This window comes from Segatella copri (assembly GCF_003465495.1).
Taxonomy (GTDB): Bacteria; Bacteroidota; Bacteroidia; order Bacteroidales; family Bacteroidaceae; genus Prevotella; species Prevotella copri_G.
Genome location: NZ_QSAV01000014.1, coordinates 19,078 through 36,849, shown reverse-complemented (window position 1 = coordinate 36,849; position 17,772 = coordinate 19,078). Strand labels below are relative to the sequence as shown.

16 protein-coding genes are annotated in these 17,772 nt (G+C 43.2%); 4 read left to right on the top strand and 12 right to left on the bottom strand.

Annotated elements, in window-relative coordinates; genetic code table 11:
• Nucleotides 1–57: 57 nt before the first annotated feature.
• From leuS to DWV53_RS15685, 3 genes are all read right to left on the bottom strand, one after another.
• Complete coding sequence (gene leuS, locus DWV53_RS05765) at nucleotides 58–2,919, bottom strand: leucine--tRNA ligase (protein ID WP_118152271.1); 2,862 nt, start codon at nucleotides 2,917–2,919, stop codon at nucleotides 58–60.
• 110 nt (nucleotides 2,920–3,029) lie between these two features.
• Nucleotides 3,030–4,004 (bottom strand): aldo/keto reductase, encoded by a 975-nt coding sequence (locus DWV53_RS05760; RefSeq protein WP_118152269.1) that lies wholly within the window; start codon nucleotides 4,002–4,004, stop codon nucleotides 3,030–3,032.
• Nucleotides 4,004–4,144, bottom strand: a complete 141-nt coding sequence (locus DWV53_RS15685; RefSeq protein ID WP_181992422.1) for a hypothetical protein — start codon at nucleotides 4,142–4,144, stop codon at nucleotides 4,004–4,006. Before DWV53_RS15685 ends, DWV53_RS05760 begins: the two co-directional genes overlap by 1 nt.
• 317 nt (nucleotides 4,145–4,461) lie before the next feature.
• On the opposite strand from DWV53_RS15685, the gene DWV53_RS05755 reads away from it, so the two are divergent.
• Nucleotides 4,462–4,620 carry a hypothetical protein gene (locus DWV53_RS05755; protein ID WP_181992421.1) on the top strand — a complete coding sequence of 53 codons (159 nt, stop codon included), beginning with the start codon at nucleotides 4,462–4,464 and terminating at the stop codon, nucleotides 4,618–4,620.
• Between the two features lie 102 nt (nucleotides 4,621–4,722).
• Here the strand turns inward: DWV53_RS05755 and DWV53_RS05750 are convergent, their stop codons facing one another.
• The 8 genes from DWV53_RS05750 to DWV53_RS05715 form a co-directional block, all read right to left on the bottom strand.
• The gene (locus DWV53_RS05750) at nucleotides 4,723–6,105 is read right to left on the bottom strand and encodes a hypothetical protein (protein ID WP_118152267.1); all 1,383 of its coding nucleotides are present in this window, start codon (nucleotides 6,103–6,105) and stop codon (nucleotides 4,723–4,725) included.
• Between the two features lie 497 nt (nucleotides 6,106–6,602).
• The gene (locus tag DWV53_RS05740) at nucleotides 6,603–7,124 is read right to left on the bottom strand and encodes a hypothetical protein (RefSeq protein WP_118152265.1); all 522 of its coding nucleotides are present in this window, start codon (nucleotides 7,122–7,124) and stop codon (nucleotides 6,603–6,605) included.
• A 99-nt stretch (nucleotides 7,125–7,223) separates the two neighbouring features.
• Nucleotides 7,224–7,373 carry a hypothetical protein gene (locus tag DWV53_RS15680; protein ID WP_181992420.1) on the bottom strand — a complete coding sequence of 50 codons (150 nt, stop codon included), beginning with the start codon at nucleotides 7,371–7,373 and terminating at the stop codon, nucleotides 7,224–7,226.
• The gene (locus DWV53_RS05735; protein WP_118152263.1) at nucleotides 7,354–9,396 is read right to left on the bottom strand and encodes a sel1 repeat family protein; all 2,043 of its coding nucleotides are present in this window, start codon (nucleotides 9,394–9,396) and stop codon (nucleotides 7,354–7,356) included. The genes DWV53_RS15680 and DWV53_RS05735 overlap by 20 nt, the downstream gene beginning before the upstream one ends.
• A gap of 98 nt (nucleotides 9,397–9,494) precedes the next feature.
• Nucleotides 9,495–10,016 (bottom strand): HAD domain-containing protein, encoded by a 522-nt coding sequence (locus DWV53_RS05730; protein ID WP_118152261.1) that lies wholly within the window; start codon nucleotides 10,014–10,016, stop codon nucleotides 9,495–9,497.
• The gene (locus DWV53_RS05725) at nucleotides 10,017–10,853 is read right to left on the bottom strand and encodes a hypothetical protein (RefSeq protein WP_118152259.1); all 837 of its coding nucleotides are present in this window, start codon (nucleotides 10,851–10,853) and stop codon (nucleotides 10,017–10,019) included. It abuts the gene before it with no gap.
• A gap of 18 nt (nucleotides 10,854–10,871) precedes the next feature.
• On the bottom strand, nucleotides 10,872–11,963 hold the full coding sequence (locus DWV53_RS05720) for a hypothetical protein (RefSeq protein ID WP_118152257.1): 1,092 nt from the start codon (nucleotides 11,961–11,963) through the stop codon (nucleotides 10,872–10,874).
• 13 nt (nucleotides 11,964–11,976) lie between these two features.
• Nucleotides 11,977–12,888: a helix-turn-helix transcriptional regulator gene (locus DWV53_RS05715; protein WP_118152329.1), complete on the bottom strand. Its 912-nt coding sequence runs from the start codon at nucleotides 12,886–12,888 to the stop codon at nucleotides 11,977–11,979.
• Nucleotides 12,889–13,649: 761 nt separating this feature from the next.
• Between DWV53_RS05715 and DWV53_RS05705 the strand changes: the two genes are divergently transcribed.
• The 3 genes from DWV53_RS05705 to nagB all read left to right on the top strand — a co-directional run bounded on the left by DWV53_RS05705 (nucleotide 13,650) and on the right by nagB (nucleotide 16,555).
• Nucleotides 13,650–14,915: a VapE domain-containing protein gene (locus tag DWV53_RS05705; protein WP_118152253.1), complete on the top strand. Its 1,266-nt coding sequence runs from the start codon at nucleotides 13,650–13,652 to the stop codon at nucleotides 14,913–14,915.
• 310 nt (nucleotides 14,916–15,225) lie between these two features.
• Nucleotides 15,226–15,678 carry a DUF6078 family protein gene (locus DWV53_RS05700; RefSeq protein WP_147468743.1) on the top strand — a complete coding sequence of 151 codons (453 nt, stop codon included), beginning with the start codon at nucleotides 15,226–15,228 and terminating at the stop codon, nucleotides 15,676–15,678.
• Between the two features lie 85 nt (nucleotides 15,679–15,763).
• Nucleotides 15,764–16,555, top strand: a complete 792-nt coding sequence (gene nagB / locus DWV53_RS05695) for a glucosamine-6-phosphate deaminase (protein ID WP_118152249.1) — start codon at nucleotides 15,764–15,766, stop codon at nucleotides 16,553–16,555.
• Between the two features lie 37 nt (nucleotides 16,556–16,592).
• On the opposite strand, the gene DWV53_RS05690 is transcribed toward nagB, so the two are convergent.
• Complete coding sequence (locus DWV53_RS05690) at nucleotides 16,593–17,714, bottom strand: efflux RND transporter periplasmic adaptor subunit (RefSeq protein WP_118152247.1); 1,122 nt, start codon at nucleotides 17,712–17,714, stop codon at nucleotides 16,593–16,595.
• Nucleotides 17,715–17,772 lie beyond the last annotated feature (58 nt).

Below are 17,772 nucleotides of genomic sequence, written 5' to 3'. Positions count from 1 at the left end.
AAGCACAGAAGGTCGCCCATTTTTAGATGAGACGACCTTCTGTATATTATCTATAAATTACTTTTTCAACACAACGTTGACAATCTTCTTTGGTACGATGATCACCTTCAACACGTTGAATCCTTCCAAGTACTTCTGGCTCTTCTCGTCTGCCAATACCTGCTTCTGGATTTCCTCGTTAGGAGTATCCACAGGGAAAGTCATCTGGAAACGAGCTTTACCATTAAAGGAAATAGTGAGCTGCATGTCGTTCTCCTTCAGATACTGCTCATCATACTTAGGCCATGCTGCATCGCAAACGCTGCCCTGCTCGCCAAGTGCTGCCCACAACTCTTCTGCGATGTGTGGAGCGAATGGAGCGATGAGGATGACGAGATCTGTCAGGAGTTCCTTGTTGCGGCACTTCTGCTGACCGAGTTCGTTCACGGCAATCATGAAGGCTGAGATAGAAGTGTTGTAAGAGAACTTCTCGATATCCTCGCTTACCTTCTTGATGAGCTTGTGAACGCTCTTCAGGCTCTCTGGCTTCGCTGCCTCGTCGGCTGAAGGAAGGAAGTTGTCGGTGCGGTTCTCGTAGAACAGACCCCAGAACTTCTTCAGGAAGCGGTGGCAACCGTCGATACCATTGGTATCCCAAGGCTTGCTTGCCTCTACAGGACCCAGGAACATTTCGTAGAGACGCAGGGTATCAGCACCATACTTCTCGACAATCATATCTGGATTCACCACGTTGAACATACTCTTACTCATCTTCTCGATAGCCCATCCGCAGATGTACTTGCCATCCTCCAGGATGAACTCAGCGTTCTGATACTCAGGGCGCCAAGCCTTGAATGCCTCGATATCCAAAACATCGTTGCTTACGATGTTTACATCTACGTGGATAGGAGTTACGTCGTAATCCTTCTTCAGATTCAAACTTACGAATACAGGAGCCTTGTCGTGGTCATCGCTGTTGATGCGGTAAACGAAGTTAGAACGGCCCTGAATCATGCCCTGGTTCACCAGCTTCTGGAATGGCTCTTCCTTGCAGCTTACGCCGAGGTCGAACAGGAACTTGTTCCAGAAACGGGAGTAAATCAAGTGACCGGTAGCATGCTCGCAACCGCCTACGTAGAGGTCTACATTCTGCCAGTACTCATCAGCCTCCTTGCTTACGAGTGCCTCATCGTTGTGAGGATCCATGTAGCGCAGGTAGTAAGCAGATGAACCTGCGAAACCTGGCATGGTGTTGAGTTCCAGTGGGAATACGGTCTTGTTGTCTACGAGGCTCTTGTCAACCACCATTTTCTTCTCGGCATCCCAAGCCCACTTCTTAGCGCGACCCAATGGTGGCTCGCCAGTTTCTGTTGGCTTATAGGTCTCAATCTCAGGCAATTCGAGTGGCAGGCACTCCTCTGGAACCATCTGTGGCATTCCGTCCTTGTAATATACAGGGAATGGCTCGCCCCAGTAGCGCTGACGGGAGAAGATGGCGTCGCGTAGACGATAGTTTACCTTTACTCGGCCGATGCCCTTCTCGGTAACAAACTTCTTGGTAGCTGCGATAGCCTCCTTCACGGTGAGTCCGTTCAGAGAGAAGCCATCCATGCTGCTCTTGCCTGCTACAGGTGAGTTGGTTACGATACCTTCCTTGGCATCGAAGCTCTCCTCTGAAACATCAGCACCCTCGATAAGAGGAATGATAGGCAGGTTGAAGTGCTTGGCAAAGGCGTAGTCACGGCTATCGTGAGCAGGTACAGCCATGATGGCACCTGTACCATATCCTGCCAATACATATTCTGAAATCCATACTGGAATTGCCTCGCCAGTGAATGGATTGATGGCATAACTTCCTGAGAATACACCGGTTACGCTGTGGTTAGCCATACGGTCCAACTCGGTACGCTTCTTCACGTAGTCGAGATATTTCTCCACCTCTTCCTTCTGCTCGGCAGTAGTTACCTGCTGAACATATTCGCTCTCTGGAGCCAGAACCATGAAGGTTACGCCAAACATAGTATCGGCACGGGTGGTGAAGATGGTGAACTTCACGTCGCTGTCCTTTACAGAGAATACTACCTCTGTACCCTCAGAACGGCCAATCCAGTTCTTTTGGGTTTCCTTGATACTATCGCTCCACTGGATGGTCTCCAATCCGTCGAGCAGACGCTGAGAGTAAGCAGATGTTCTCAAGCACCACTGCTGCATCTTCTTCTGGATGACAGGATAACCGCCACGCTCACTTACGCCGTTTACTACCTCGTCGTTGGCAAGCACAGTACCCAGGCCTGGGCACCAGTTTACCATCGTTTCACCGAGGTAAGCGATGCGGTAGTTCATCAGAATCTGCTGCTTCTTCACATCGTCGAAGCTGTTCCACTCCTCGGCAGTGAAGTCAATCTGCTCGTTCTGAGCCACGTTCAAGTCAGCAGAACCCTTCTCCTCGAAGCGCTTGATGAGCTTTTCGATAGGCTGAGCCTTCTGGCAGCCGTTGCAGAAGAATGAGTTGAACATCTTCTGGAAAGCCCACTGAGTCCAATGGTAATACTTAGGGTCGCAGGTGCGGACCTCGCGGTCCCAGTCGAAAGAGAAGCCGATTTTGTCGAGCTGCTCACGATAGCGGTTGATGTTGGCTACGGTAGTAACCTCTGGGTGCTGACCTGTCTGGATAGCATACTGCTCTGCAGGCAATCCGTAAGCATCGTAACCCATAGGGTTCAGTACGTTAAATCCGTTCAAACGCTTGTAGCGTGCATAGATATCGCTAGCGATATAACCAAGTGGGTGACCTACGTGCAAACCTGCTCCTGATGGATAAGGGAACATGTTGAGCACATAGAATTTCTTCTTGTTTTCATCCTCAGTCACCTTGTAGGTCTTGTTCTCGACCCATTTCTGGTGCCATTTCTTCTCGATTTCTCTGAAGTTGTATTCCATTGTTTTATCTAATAATTATGTTTCTTTTCTTAAATATAATAAGGTGTAACCCTATTCAAGGTGCAAAATTACATTTATTTTGGCACATAACAAAATAAAATGCAAGTTTTTTATGAATTTAATGTCTTAGCATGCACACACTTCATATTCTTTTCCAGCTGGGCGGTAGAGCTGGCTCCTACCAATACGCTGGTTACACCTTTCTGCTGCAATATCCAGGCAAGTGCCATTTCGGCGAGTGTTTCGTCTCTTTCTCCTGCTTCTGCGTTCCATTTCTTGAGCTGTTCCAGCAGTTCTGGAGTTAGAGCAGAGTGTTTCAGAAAATGCTCTTTTGCCATACGGCTGTCTGCTGGTATTCCGTTGAGATATCGGTCGGTGAGAAGTCCCTGTGCCAGAGGTGAGAACGAGATGAAACCGATGCCGTTTTCTGCGCAATAATCTAAGGTTCCATTCTCTTGTGGCGCATGGTCGAGCATGTTGAGTCTGTCCTGAAAAATGAGCAGCGGACTGTCGCGCTCCTTCAGATATTGGTCAGCAAACTTCAGGGCTTCCAGTGGCCAGCGGCTGATGCCGAGATAAAGAGCCTTGCCTTGCTTCACGATGTCTACCATGGCTTGAAGGGTTTCTTCGAGCGGTGTATTCGGATCGTAGCGGTGGCTGTAGAAGAGGTCAACATACTCGAGATTCATTCTCTTGAGACTCTGATTCAGACTGGCCATCAGATACTTACGGGAACCCCAGTTGCCGTAAGGACCTTCCCACATATCATAACCAGCTTTGGTTGATATAAAGAGTTCATCGCGATAGGGTTTGAAATCATCTTTCATCAGTCTGCCCATCGTTTCCTCTGCACTTCCGTATGGAGGTCCATAGTTGTTAGCCAGGTCGAAGTGGGTGATACCATGGTCGAAGGCATAGTGAGTGATGGCACGACTTCTTTCGTAAGGATCTACCTCTCCGAAGTTATGCCAGAATCCCAAACTTATTTTAGGCAGCAAGATACCACTCTTGCCGCATCTCTTGTAGAGCGCTTCTGCATCGCTATAGCGATTGGCGTCAGCATGATAAATACCTTTAATGTCCATTATTCCTTATATTTTTTATTACGGCGAAGAGCCAGAAACTCTTCACTCTTCACCTTTCCTTTGTAAATGCCTATAACCAAGGCATTTGGCGTGGTGAAGAGTTTTTGTTCACTCTTCACCCACTCTTCACCACTCTTCACCGGTATGTGGTTAGGAGCCTGCCGGCTCTTCCTTTTCTACATCGCAAAGGTAATAAAAATATTCAATATAATCGTTGTATTGAATAAAAATTATATTTTTTTCGATATGGAAGAGTAAGTGGGGATGTAGTAAAGGTCGATATAGAGATTGGTTATGGAAAAAACATTCTGTTTGTTATATGTTTGATATACTTTATCAAAATACACTTTTAAGGACGACTTTTTGTACTCTTTGAAATAAAAAATGTATCTTTGCATTCAGAAATATCAAATAATCAGATAGTTATGAAGAGAAATGCCATCAAATACCTATATCAATGGAAAGCAAGCAACGACCTTTGCAGGCTAAGAGTTTGAGGGTGTTTGTAGAGCGCAATCAGGGATTGAAAGGTATGCGCCTATCCATGTCACCTTATAGAGAGCAGGATTGGCTTGCCAATTATCCATTATATTCCGTATCTGCAATATTTGGATAAAAATCGAGTTCACAAGGTTGTGGACCACAAACTTGTGAACTTTTAATATTATTTTGTAAATCAGGTATTTAAATGACGTTTTATGCATAAAACAAGCCTGAATCAGAGGCTTTTCTTATCAAATACACCATTCATTGTGATGCAGAGATGCTGGAACTTGCTGAGGAGCTTGTCTGACCATTTCGTCATGTTGTAAAGGTCCTTGATTTCCTTAAACTTCTTTTCCTCCCATTGCGGATAATCTATCTCTGAGAAATAACGGCGGTAGTCGCGGAGATTGTCGCCTGAGAAATGGAGATAATCGTCGATGTCGCCAAACCATTCGGGAGTCATCATCTGGGTGGCAAAGGCTTCGAAGTTCTGGTTGTCCTGAAGCATGCAGTTGTGATTCAATACACACCATACGCAGAACCAATGGTTCTTGCGGGTAACAAATTTCAACATATTGGCTATCTGAGCCTTCAGATTCTGCATGTCGATGTATTTGCCGTCTTTTACTTTGTAGAAAACCTCGTTGGGAAGGGTTTCCGGAATGCCTTCGGGATGTTCCAAATCGTAGATTTCCTGCTCGATGATGTGCCATTTTACGGTGGCTGATACCAGCTTGAGATATTCTTGTGCTGTAAAATTGACGTGGGCAAGCTGGGCGCCCAGCAGTTGGGTATCTCTTATATATTTCATAAAGTCGAGGCGCAGATTTTCCGGTACCTCGTCTTTTAGCGTTTTTCTTACTTCCAGCAATTGGCTGACGGAGAGCTGCTTTCCGTTGTTATCATATTCCAGGGTTGTAAAGTATCGGTCTATGTCGCTGATGCCCTTTGGTTCTTCCTGATATTCCTGTAGCGACATTTCGAAGAGGCGGGTGGTCTGCTCTTCGCTCATGGCGAGGTTGGTGAAATGGCTCAGCTGGCGGAAGTGGAGCATCAGATAACAGGCCATGCTGTATAGCTGGAAGAGATTCCAGAGGCGCTCTACGGGTTTTACGCCGGGGATATGAGTGGGTTTTACCTGGCGTAACAGTTCTTTCTGGAGTTTGGTTACTTCGTTTACATCGATAGTACTTCCTTTGCCCAGTTCATCGGTTTCAAAAAATTCGTTGAGTTTCGGCAGGATGCGGGTCATATCCAGCGGCACCACTTTCATCCGTTTTCCTTCTATCTGTTTTCCCTTTTTCATGTCTTCCATGATATGCGCCATCAGGGGTGTAAACTTCTGCATTACGATGATGCTGATGCTTACTTCATGGGTTTCGTTCTGCTCCTTTCGCTGCTTGGCTATGTCGTTGTGCTGCAGCACCATATCTTTCTCTGCCATATAGCAGAGCCGGGTGGCTTTGGTGCAGAGCGAACGGATATCGAAGGTAAGTTCCTGCGGACTGTAATCTTCCCATGCATCTACCAGAATGCTGAGCATTCGGCAGAAGTTGTCGAGCTGTCGGTCGAAGACTTCGTAGCTGAATTCTATTTCATCTTTATCTTCATTCATTGCAGTTTGTTTTTAAGAAAAAATACACTAAAATTTGCCGAATAGCTTAAAATGAGCTATTTTTGAGCTTTTCACCTCAATATAGGTGATGATTTGGCAATAGTTTCAACTTCTGCATTATACACAAGTTTGCTTGTCAAACAACTCTTTTCGATGGCAAAGGTACAACAATTAAATGGATTAATGAAAATCATATCTGTTTTTTAGATTTTATTTTCAGTTGATGTTCGCTTTACTCCAATTCAACCATTGTGTGTTCTTTATGTGCAATTTATCAGCTTTCAAAATGTTACAGCATAACTATACCTACTATGAGAAGAGTATTCAAGGCTCTTGGTGTAGTAACTGTTGATTTAGGTTTTACAGGAAAAGTGGCATTATAGTAAAGACAAAAGCTATGCATACAGCTTTAGAGATGAAAGGTATTTCAACTAAGACCATATGCACAGCATGCTATCATTTAACAATAGTAGTGTTCTGTACCATAAAAGAGTAATTTAAGCCAGTATTTCCTGTTTCAGTGCTTTTATTCGTTTTTCTATAATACAGTCCCATAATTTTGAACCGCCCAACTCTGAGGCAGGGATATATTCACCATACCTTTCGAGAAATTCCTCATTGTAGGTAATAGAATCGTCACCATATCGATCTATTATGTATGCCCAATTCCATCTGTCAGCATACTTGATTAAAAGTTCGTGGGTCATATCGATACAAGACTTGTCTGATAGCACTTCCCAATCCCAACAATCCTTAAATGTCTCTATGTTATCTTCTGTAAACAATAGTGTACTACTGTTTGATGTCAATTCGTGCCAGTCAAGTCTGTGCTTGAATTTTTCAAGTAGGCTTTTGGTCCACACTACATTGTAGTTTCTTGAAATTTCTTTCCAGTCCACATAGTTCATATACTTCTCAAGCAACTGTTCTGTCCATGGAAAGTCTTTGGAGAGTTCTTTCCATGCAGCATCGTCCATCATACGAGAAACCAACTCTTTGTTTAACTTATCATTTGCCATATCTTTGAAAATTTAATTACGCTATTGGGTGCAAAGGTATGGCTATGGTGCCCCATTATTTATGACAGGTTAGAACTAAATTAAAATTCATTGAAAGTTTTATTGTTGATTCAATATGTTGATGACTCTCATTGCACCGTGCCTGTCTTGCCATATTTTTCCTTCAAACTGTAATTGTCTTTGATGGTATTCTGTATTCAGAACACCATCAAAGTCAAAAAAGATGATTTTAGCAACTTTCTTTTCCATAAGTGATCTTAGGAATTTTATGTTTCTTCATTTCAGTGTTATTGTCCACCATATTATATAAACACATGGCTGCATAGTAGGCATTTGGATGTTGTGGAAGCATCATGAAAGGCAGGCGATTGTCCCATGCTTTTACTGGTGTTCCAAGAATCATACTCCAAGGGCGTTCATACAAATAGAACTCTTCTTCGAGAGCCTGACTTTCTACTATTTGCCCCGTCCTTTTGGTTTTAAACTTATGTGCAATAACTACCCATGTTCCTGACGCCCACATAAAACCATTTTTGTATGGGCACGGAGTGACGTGACGATATGCTTTAAGCAAGGCATAGACTTTGTGCAATACCGTGAAGTTATTATTTACCTTTGAATCTTCGTTTTTCTGTTGCAAGCATGCCAAGACATCTTCCCAAGTGCTGTTCTTTATATAAAACAGCAACGTAGGCAAAAGCGGCTCTGTCAATTGGTTAACAAAGCCCTCACTCAATAATCGACCTGCATTCAAACGAACGATTTCATGAAATCTCCTTTTTGCTTTAGTTCCCAGCCTTGTTTTTCTTATGCATATTAAACTGAATGGAGGATGCTTCACTGCTTCTATCTTTTGCAACGGATTGTTAGAACAATCAACGATTGTAAGCAACGGATTCTTTCTGAGGTTGATTCTTTGCAGCCTATTTCCATGTACATCAAGCACAGAGAGATATTCAGTCTTGCTTAAAGACATTTGTTTCAACATTTGATTTGGACACAATAGATGCGTCAATCCCTTACAGCCGGAAACATCTATTGAGCATATTGCCTTGTGAGAAACAATATGGAATCCCGTCAATACGTTCTCCTCGTCTGTTTTTATTGTAATACAGTAATAACCTGGCGATTGATATGAATGTCTTACCTGTCCCCAGTCATCCACTTTCCATTTTACTGATTCAGTTTCACCATCACCCCATTCAATTGTGACTATTGCATTCATCATGACCTTCAACTGAAGAACCATGTCGTTACATTTTTGGCAAGTCGCAAGTGTCAGACAGTCAACTATAGGGTTGAGCTTCTTCTTCATCTGTCTAAAAGCAATCTCCAATCGAAGTGGAAACAAGTCTTTCGGCTTATCTCTCCTGTAGAAGCTGTACTTGCCATACTCGCGGCTATCAATATTTTTCCTATAGTACCACATCGCTTCTATATAGTTATGCCTTTTCTCTGCCATTCTTCCCAACTGGTATTGGGCTCTGTTTCCCCAGCAGTAACCATTTTCAAGCTCTTTGTAGTATTGAGCCCCTTTGTCGAGGTTTTGCTCTACACCTAATCCATAGGTATATAGATGAGCGAGTTTGTTAGTGATTTCTTGCTTAATCGCCCAATCATACCATTCGGTTGTCTGCATTTTCTCATGCAAAGCTTTAAATAAAAGAAACGCCTTGGAAAATTGACATTTATCGAAGTAGTAAAGTGACACACGTTCCATGGAAGGAATGTCGCCTTTAGCCGCAAGATGCTCCAACACTTCCAAAGCCAAACTGTTACCTTCCTGAAGATGGTAGAACAGAGGAAAATGGAAATTGCGCCAATAGAAAGCGTCATTGCGAACAAATGGAGAAAGCGGATTGTAGGGTTCGGTTTGTGCAGGATGATTCATCAAGTGTTCAAACCAAGGATGGCGCATCATGTCGGCAAACGTAGGATGCTTGCCAAAAGCATCTTCACAAATGGTCTTCGAACATTCCGTGCATCCCTTTCCTATCACAAAGTCCAGCAGAATCTCCTCCACCAGATAACTATCAGGCTCTCCTGTCAATTCGAGAAGATAGGACAACAGCTGTCTTACTTCGCTTGAATCCTTTGAAAAGTTCAACTGCCTGACGGTGTTGTAGAACAGTTCATCTTGGAGGAGAATTTCATCGCTAAGGCTTTTGTCTCCGTAAGCATTAACAACAAGAATCTGACGAAGTATCATATTGAATGTAGGAATACGCAAAGTAGATTTATCCAACTCTTTGTTTGATTTATCATTAGTCATATCTTTGAAACTTTAATTGTTTAACTGAGTGCAAAGATATGGCGATGGTGTCCCACAAATTATGACACGTCGAGACTAAGATTAAATTATTTTGCTTTTTATTGCCGATTCAGAATACCAATGGCTCTCATTGCCAATTCTTCTATAATACCATCGTAGGGATTGGTTAAAATGAAATGAGGAAGTTGAGATTCCAATATAACATACTCATCATCAATAATGACATACGGAACCTCTTGCATATTATTCTCATGAAGCCACGAAGCTATTTCCGCCCCTTTACAATGAAGCATAGAAGAATCTAACACATCCAAGTCTGTCGAGAGCAAAATGTTATCACTGATAGCAGACGGAGTTATACCTATTACTTTTCCTGGCAATTGTCTGTCTTTCCACATGTCTTGCATTGCCTCCAAACCGAGATATTTCCATGAGGATTCTATTACGATGTCCGCATGGGTCATATCTACTATGGTTTGCAGTTGTTTCACGGCTTCTGGGTCAAAACAAGTTCCATATTTGTCTTGCCACGCTTTCCTTTCATACAGTAATTGTCTTTGATGGTGTTCTGTGTTCAAAACACCATCAAAATCGAGAAATATAATCTTAGAATGATTCATCTATTTATTGTTGAAAATATCATCGAGATGCTCCTTCATATCATCAAAGATGGCATGATAGTATTGCCATTTTTCTGCGTCTTTTATACCTCTGTCTCCATCCTTGGTCGCTGTAGGATGATAGGTCTTGTAAGCAAGGCTGACGCCTTCAATGTCAAGTTTTGCCACTGCGTCAATATCATTTCCTGCCAAAGGAATTGGCGAACCCTTTACGTTGAAGTTCTCTTGGATGTAGCTGTAATAGGTGTTTTGGCCAGGACCAGTCAGGAAGATGAGAACATCAGGCTTCAATATCTCTATCTCCTGAGGGATGACATGGAAGTATTCTTTCTCCAAATCATGAATGCCAGAATCAACACCCTTGCGTCCACCTACAGACAACTTTGAAATGTTGTTCCAAAGGTATGCTACTTTCTTGTCGGAATACTGTTCGCCGAGAACGAAGTCTTTGATACCCGACATGATACCATTGAATCCCATGCTGAAGAACTTATTCTTAGCCAAGTGGTTGTCAGAATCTGTAAGGAAATATTCCCCTTTATAGTTGTCAGAATAAAAACGTTGGTATAGTTCTACGAAATCATCAGACTGTACTTGGGAGCCATCATCCAATATTGGCATAGGCCAATTGAGAGGCTCCTGCCCGAACACCATGACTTTCAAGTCGGCATCAGTCCACCAACTTTCGTCAACATAACCTCCTTGGTTGTTATGTTCCAATGCTACACCCAGCATAAAAGGTGCTTGTACCTTGATGCCTTTAGCATCCAACTGTTGTTTCAGTTCATTCCACTTTGGCTCATATAAGTTAGCCAGTTGTTTTGTTAAATTGTTCATAATTAATATGTTTTATAATTAAACTTTTGGTTCGTACAAGTATAGAACCTCTACAACATTGTCTGTAGAGTTTTGGATAGACCACTGCAAACCAATATCTTCACCCATTTCGTCTAAATTTTCATTAAACGTATTCATGTAAGAATCTGCAAATTCACAATTCAGTTCGAAGCATAGACCATAATATATAGCTTTTGCGTTAGAATCAATTGTGACTTTCTTCCCGATTTCAGTAGAGACAGCTCTCACAAGTGGATATGGAACGCTGTATTCTCTGAAATCTTGTATGAAGAAAGTTATCCTACTTGGATTCACCAAGTGATGATGTATAAAATTAAGAAGTACTCCTACAGATTCCTTGTCTGTCATGATATAATTGTCCCATAGTTTCTGTAAATGCTTGTAATTGGCACATGGATGCAAATCTATCACAAAGCAAGTCTTGGGATGCTTCATTTTTGCAACTATCGCATTTATTTCATTGAGATAAGCTTCTGCGTCATCAGTCAGAATTACAACCCAATCTGTTCTTGAATCCATGGTTTCTAATGGTATTGTTTTCCAGTTTTCTGAACTGACAGTATTAGCCTGGTCACCGAACTTGAAGATAACTTCTTCTTCGATGGCCAGGTTTTCCTGGACTAAACGGGTATCTTCATCCGTATAGGAAAAAGCGTACCGGAATTTCCAAATAAGTTCTTCTTCTGAAACACGTAGCTCCAGGGATTCGGAATCACCTCCCATTCTTTTGACAAGTTCTTTTACAGGCTTCAGGCTACCTTCCAATATAGTAAAATAGATATACCATTCTCCTTCTATACATGAGAAGTTGATATACGTGGGAATCCCATCGTAGCTAACTTTATATCCGTAATTGTCCACGTAGGGTATTCTGCCATCGAAGTTTGCTTTAATCTCCGAATTGATCTCATCGATGATTTTCTTTCGGCAAGAACGCTCGTATTCTTCCAAAATCTCATTTTTGGCATTACTGATATCTGATATGGCTTCTCTTAGTGTACAGCATAGGTCATCCAATGCAGAGCATTTAGCTCTGACAGACAGTCCTTCTAAGTTTTTGAGCTCTTTGTTAATATCAAATCTTTCCATAATCTAGATTTTGTTAGTCGTTTTCATATAACTCCCACAAGTCACTTACCCAACCTTTCATGGTCTGTCGTAGGGATTGTGGTTCCAATACCTCTATCATATTTCCAAAATGTAACAGTTCCATGATGAAATCATAGGTAGGTCGCAATGTCAGTTCGAAGTCTGCGTAGTCCTTGCAGGTGAATATCTCTTTCTGCGTAGAATGCAATGGCAGAGAACGAAGATAATGCTGATGTTGCCTATTTGCCCGAACCACAATGCGTTGCAATGGGATGGTCTCGTCTGTTACTATTCCATAGAATGAGGAAAAATAGGTGTTTGCATCAAAATTCTTGGGCATCGTGAAATGCTCTTTGGTTTCCTCAAAATTTTCCAAACGGTCAAGCCCATAGATACGCAGATTGTTATCAACGAGATTCTTCGCCAATAAATACCATCTTTTTTGGAACATCTTTAGGCAGTAAGGTTCTACAGAAAACGTATGAGAGGAGCCATGTATAAAACTCTTGTACGTCAACGTTACCACTTTATTACTCTTCATCGCCTCTATGATGTCTGTCAAGTAGTTACGGTTAGATGGTATTTCTTCAACAAGAATTCTGTCTTTCAACTGAGTGCTTTGCGACAAGGTATTTGCTGTAGAATATGTATCCAGTAGCCAACGGACCAGCCCACCTTTACTCAAACATTCTGGATTGGAGATGTAATACCGGTAACCGCCTTTTAACCGGCATTCAATGTTCACGCCGAGTATCATCAGAATGTTTCCTTTCCACCGGTCGAAGGTTTGCCGTGGCAAAGGCTCTCCATTGCTGATGTTCTCGTCATGTATCCACTTGTCGTTGAGTTCTTTCAGCGACAACCCTCTATCTCCTTTGTTATAGAGTGTTCTTACTATCCAAATATATTTCTCCAATGCAGTCATATTTTGAATCTTTTTATATGGAAAACGTTCTATACTCTTCAATATTGTTTGAAGTCATTTCTTTATTCGTAATAAGCCACATCTATTCTTATTTCTTTACCAAGAGTATTGTCAAGTCTGTGACAAAATATTTTAGGAAGCAGATCCACAAAAAAAACTCCTGGCGCATAATCGCATGTATAATGCCTTATAAGGTATGGTGCAATTTCGTCAAACGAAAGCGAGTCTAGTAATTTTTTTAATGTCATAATACAATTATTTTTTATTTCGGCTGCAAAATTACGGCTAAGGTGTCTCAATTCGTGTAACACGTTTGCTAAAAGTTCTATTTATACACCCAAATTACAAAGTATTAATTGTTGTCACTATTTAGGCAAATTATCTTCTACACAAATGAGCGAATTCGAAGCAAATTATCCAGATTAAGACAAGGATTTTGGAGAAATTCCCCATATTTTTCCCCGTAGCCCCCTTGTTTCTTCCCTGATTTCAGAAAAGTAGCGGGAAGGTGGCGGGGAAAATTTGGAATCGGCGAAGGGAAGTATTAACTTTGCAATCGAAAACGAAAGAGCGGCGAAATGCTGAGCCATGAATGAGCTGAAACTCTTCACTCTTCACCTGAAGCCCGGAAATGCCCATAAACAGAGGGGGTTCGAGGGGTGAAGAGTCAGAGACAACTCTTCACCCACTCTTCACCACTCTTCACCTTATTATATATAAGGGCTAAAAGAATGAATATTATTAACTAAAAAAATTAATATATGAACAAAGTTACAGCTTTATCGTCATCAGATAAGATGACAAACGAAATTTCTGCACTCTCTCTTGTTGAGAGTTTTCTCGATGAGTATTATCTCTTCCGTAGAAATGTGCTAAGTGGTAAAACCGAGTATCTCACTCTCTCAAAGAATGAGGACGAAACAGAGGAGCCCGTAGAAGAGGAACCGGAAATCGGTGGGGAAGAGGAGGAATCTTCTGACTCAACCTGGAAGGTGCTGACTCCGGAGGCTTTCAATTCCATCGTCCGTCACGCCAAGCGGTTGGGTGTAGGAGGTAAGAAGTCGCCCCGACAGGATATTGAGGAGTTCGTACGTTCTGAAGAGGTTCCGGAGTTTGACCCTATCAGGGAATATCTCGAGAACCTGCCGGAATGGGATGGTAAGAATCATGTGGCTGAACTCTTTGGCAGGATTCCGGGGCTTACAAGTGAACAGTTGGGATGGTGCGCCACCTGGCTCCGTTCAGCTGTCGCCCACTGGTTGCAGATGGATATGTTTCATGGCAACGAAACCACTCCTGTGCTTATCGGCAAGCAGGGTTGCGGCAAGAGTACCTTTGCCTATCGCCTGCTGCCGGATCATCTGCGCCAGTATTTCCTCGACCACATCAACTTTGCCAATAAGTTTGACTCCGAGATGGCGCTCACTCATAATCTCTTTGTCAACATAGATGAGTTTGCGAATATGGGACCATCGCAGCAGGGCAAGCTGAAGCAGATGCTTTCGAAGGTGAAGGTGAACGGGCGTCCTATCTTCGGCAAGTGTCAGGATGACCGTTCACGTTATGCTTCCTTCCTGGCAACCACCAATGATGAGCATCCGCTCTGCGACCCTACGGGTAGCCGCCGCTTCGTCTGTCTGCACATTCCGGCAGGTGAATATATCGACAACGGTTCACCCATCATTTATGACCAGCTCTATGCACAAGTTATGTATGAGCTTTGCCATAAGAAGACGCCTTACTGGTTTACCAATGCCGAGGTGGATCGTATCCAGAAGTGCAATCTTCCTTTCTTCAAGGTAGATGATTTTGAATCGATGCTGAAGAGTTGCTTCCGTGTTCCTGAAGATAATGAAACGGGCGAATGGCTCATCTGTTCGGATGTTTTCGAGGTTCTGCACGAAAGATTTCCGATGCTGATAAGCAATCTGAGTACCAAGATTCGCATAGGCCAGTCGCTCAAACTTCTGGGTTGCAAGATGAAGCATACCAAGAAGGGTCAGGCCTATCTGCTTGTAAGAATCTGAAAATATAGCTAAGCGGCAGGCGGGTGAAGAGTGGTGAAGAGTGGGTGAAGAGTGAGAAACAACTCTTCACCCCTCGAATCCCCTCTGTTTATCGGCATTTCCGAGGATTAGGTGAAGAGTGAAGAGTTTCTCGCAGTTCCTTTCTTAAAATTCTTTCTCAGGCTTTTCCGATAGCTGTCTGGCTAGAACAGCCCACTGTTCTCATAGCGACTAGTTGGCTGTCTGTGGTTCGCCAGTTTCCTGTTTGCCGATAACAGCCCCTCAATCTTTCGTAGAAAAAATTATTTATCCAACTAAAAAAGTAATGAGTATGAACAATATTTCAATCCATTCCATTGATACGGTATGTCTCAAGGAGGCGTGTCCGGTACATCATTTTTGTGCTCGTTTTGAGCGTTATCAGAAGTTGCGTAAGTCGGAAAAGGTGTTCAGTATTCTGAACCCGGACCATATAGCCTGCAACGAGCAGGGCTGCGCCTATCGTCTTCAGAAGAAGATTATACGCATGGCACGCGGATTCCGCCGCATGTTCGGCACGATACCTTCTGCCAATACGCCTCATTTCTGGCACTTTTCGCCCTATATCAGCGAAAGCACCTATTGCAAGGCGAAGCGCGGCGCCATCCTCATCGCACCCGATATGCAGCAGAAATTACTGCGTCTCTTCGAGCAGAATGGCGCCGATATCAGCATCGGTTTTGATGAATATGTAGAGCAGGAGGGCTATGAAGAAGTAGATACCGCAAACTGTAAAAAAATATAATTTTTGCCATCTTTTAGCGGTAATGAAACAGATTTTTATTACTTTTGTTTTCTGAATTTTACAACTAAACAATAAGAAATAGATTATGCGTGTTATTATCGAAAAAGATTATGAGAAGTTGTCAAAGTGGGCAGCTGATCATGTAGTTGAAACAATTAACAGATTTCAACCAACTGCTGAACGTCCTTTTGTTCTGGGTTTGCCAACCGGTTCTTCACCTCAGGGCATGTATGCCAATCTTGTAAAGGCGGTAAAAGAAGGCAAGGTTTCGTTCAAGCATGTCATCACCTTCAATATGGATGAATATGTAGGTTTGCCGGAATCCCATCCTGAGAGCTATCACTCTTTCATGGCTACCAATCTCTTCAATCATATCGACTGCCCTAAGGAAAATATTCATATCCTGAACGGTAATGCCGAGAATCTGGAAGAGGAGTGCCGTCATTATGAGCAGATGATAGAAGAAGCGGGTGGCATCGACCTCTTTATCGGTGGTATCGGTCCTGATGGCCATATCGCTTTCAACGAGCCATTCTCTTCTCTTACCTCCCGCACCCGAGTAAAGACGCTCACTACAGATACAAAGATTGCCAACTCCCGTTTCTTCGATAATGATCCTGAGAAGGTACCTAGTCTGGCTCTGACCGTAGGTGTGGGTACCGTGATGGCTGCCCGAGAGGTAATGATTCTCTGCAACGGTCATAACAAGGCCCGCGCCCTGCAGGCTGCCATCGAAGGTCCTGTTACCCAGGCTTGGACCATCAGCGCTCTGCAGCAGCACCAGCATGGTATCATCGTTTGTGATGAGATTGCCTGCGATGAACTGAAGGTGGGTACTTACCGCTATTTCAAGGATATAGAAAAGGATAACATCTAAGTTATCTGATGCCTATAAAAAAGAATAAGGATGATGACTATTCGTCATCATCCTTATTTTCTGCTATTACCTGAGGACCGCGAACCTTGTCCTTGAGGCCCAGACCCTTCTTGATTTCTATATTTACTCCATCGCTCAAACCGGTAGTTACCTGTTTGCGCTCATAAGTCTTCTTCTCGCCGCTACCTTTTATGATATATACAAAGGTAGAATCGCCGCTAAACTCAATGGCACTCTCCGGAACGGTGAGTACATGGGTAGCCTTGGCCAGTACAATCTCGGCATTGGCGCTGTAACCGGAACGAATCTTGCCGCCCTTGGTAGAACGGATGGCTGCCTTTACCTCAAACTGGTTGGCACCATTGTTTTCTACAGCCTTAGGAGAGATATACTCCAGGTTTGCCTCGAAGTTGAGGTTCTGCAAGGCTCCGATGGTAATCTTCATCGGCATTCCTGTAACGAGACTTCCCACTTCGGTTTCATCGATATTGCCACGGAAGATGAGGTCGTTCATGTTGGCTACACTGGCGATGGTAGTACCATCGTTGAAAGTGTTGGCAAGAATCACCGAATTACCCACCTTGACCGGAATATCGAGGATAATGCCTGAGATGGTAGAACGGATGAGGGTGGAAGAAGCGCTGGCATTGCTCTTGCTTACACCATCGTGCACCACCTGGAGAGCATCTTCAGCAGCGGTAACCTCCTCGCGTGCCTGTTTCATCGCCTGCTTTACCTTATCAAACTCATCGGCGCTGACCAGATGTTTCTTGAAGAGCTGTTCCTCACGGCCATAATCCACCTGTGCCTGTTTCAGGTTGATTTCAGCAAGGCGCACGCGTGCTTGAGCCGAACTGAGCTGTCCCATATCCGGAATCACCTTTACCTTGGCGATAACCTCACCCGCCTGAACATAATCACCCGCTTCTTTGCAAATCTCGGTGATGATACCGCTAATCTGAGGCTTTACGCTCACCTCGTTGCGAGGCTCAATCTTGCCCGTGATGACGGTAGTTTTCAAAACATCAGCCATCTTAGGAGTAAACTCAGTATACTCCACAGGCTTCGGCTGCGATTTCTCATAAAGGAACACGAAGGTTCCGATGAAAATCAAGGCGACAATCGCCGCAACAATCAACTTTGAATACTTTTTATACATTGAACTTTGAATTTTGAACGTTGAACTTTATGATTACCTGATGAACTCTGAGATATTG

Bases quoted from the DNA above. Each gene is read 5' to 3' on its own strand.
- DWV53_RS05700 (WP_147468743.1), top strand. From the start codon at position 15,226: ATGAACAATATTTCAATCCATTCCATTGATACGGTATGTCTCAAGGAG.
- DWV53_RS05705 (WP_118152253.1), top strand. From the start codon at position 13,650: ATGAACAAAGTTACAGCTTTATCGTCATCAGATAAGATGACAAACGAA.
- DWV53_RS15680 (WP_181992420.1), bottom strand. From the start codon at position 7,373: ATGGAAAAGAAAGTTGCTAAAATCATCTTTTTTGACTTTGATGGTGTT.
- DWV53_RS05730 (WP_118152261.1), bottom strand. From the start codon at position 10,016: ATGAATCATTCTAAGATTATATTTCTCGATTTTGATGGTGTTTTGAAC.
- leuS (WP_118152271.1), bottom strand. From the start codon at position 2,919: ATGGAATACAACTTCAGAGAAATCGAGAAGAAATGGCACCAGAAATGG.
- DWV53_RS05735 (WP_118152263.1), bottom strand. From the start codon at position 9,396: ATGACTAATGATAAATCAAACAAAGAGTTGGATAAATCTACTTTGCGT.
- DWV53_RS05740 (WP_118152265.1), bottom strand. From the start codon at position 7,124: ATGGCAAATGATAAGTTAAACAAAGAGTTGGTTTCTCGTATGATGGAC.
- DWV53_RS05715 (WP_118152329.1), bottom strand. From the start codon at position 12,888: ATGACTGCATTGGAGAAATATATTTGGATAGTAAGAACACTCTATAAC.
- DWV53_RS05755 (WP_181992421.1), top strand. From the start codon at position 4,462: ATGGAAAGCAAGCAACGACCTTTGCAGGCTAAGAGTTTGAGGGTGTTT.
- DWV53_RS05750 (WP_118152267.1), bottom strand. From the start codon at position 6,105: ATGAATGAAGATAAAGATGAAATAGAATTCAGCTACGAAGTCTTCGAC.
- nagB (WP_118152249.1), top strand. From the start codon at position 15,764: ATGCGTGTTATTATCGAAAAAGATTATGAGAAGTTGTCAAAGTGGGCA.
- DWV53_RS05720 (WP_118152257.1), bottom strand. From the start codon at position 11,963: ATGGAAAGATTTGATATTAACAAAGAGCTCAAAAACTTAGAAGGACTG.
- DWV53_RS05760 (WP_118152269.1), bottom strand. From the start codon at position 4,004: ATGGACATTAAAGGTATTTATCATGCTGACGCCAATCGCTATAGCGAT.
- DWV53_RS05725 (WP_118152259.1), bottom strand. From the start codon at position 10,853: ATGAACAATTTAACAAAACAACTGGCTAACTTATATGAGCCAAAGTGG.
- DWV53_RS05690 (WP_118152247.1), bottom strand. From the start codon at position 17,714: ATGTATAAAAAGTATTCAAAGTTGATTGTTGCGGCGATTGTCGCCTTG.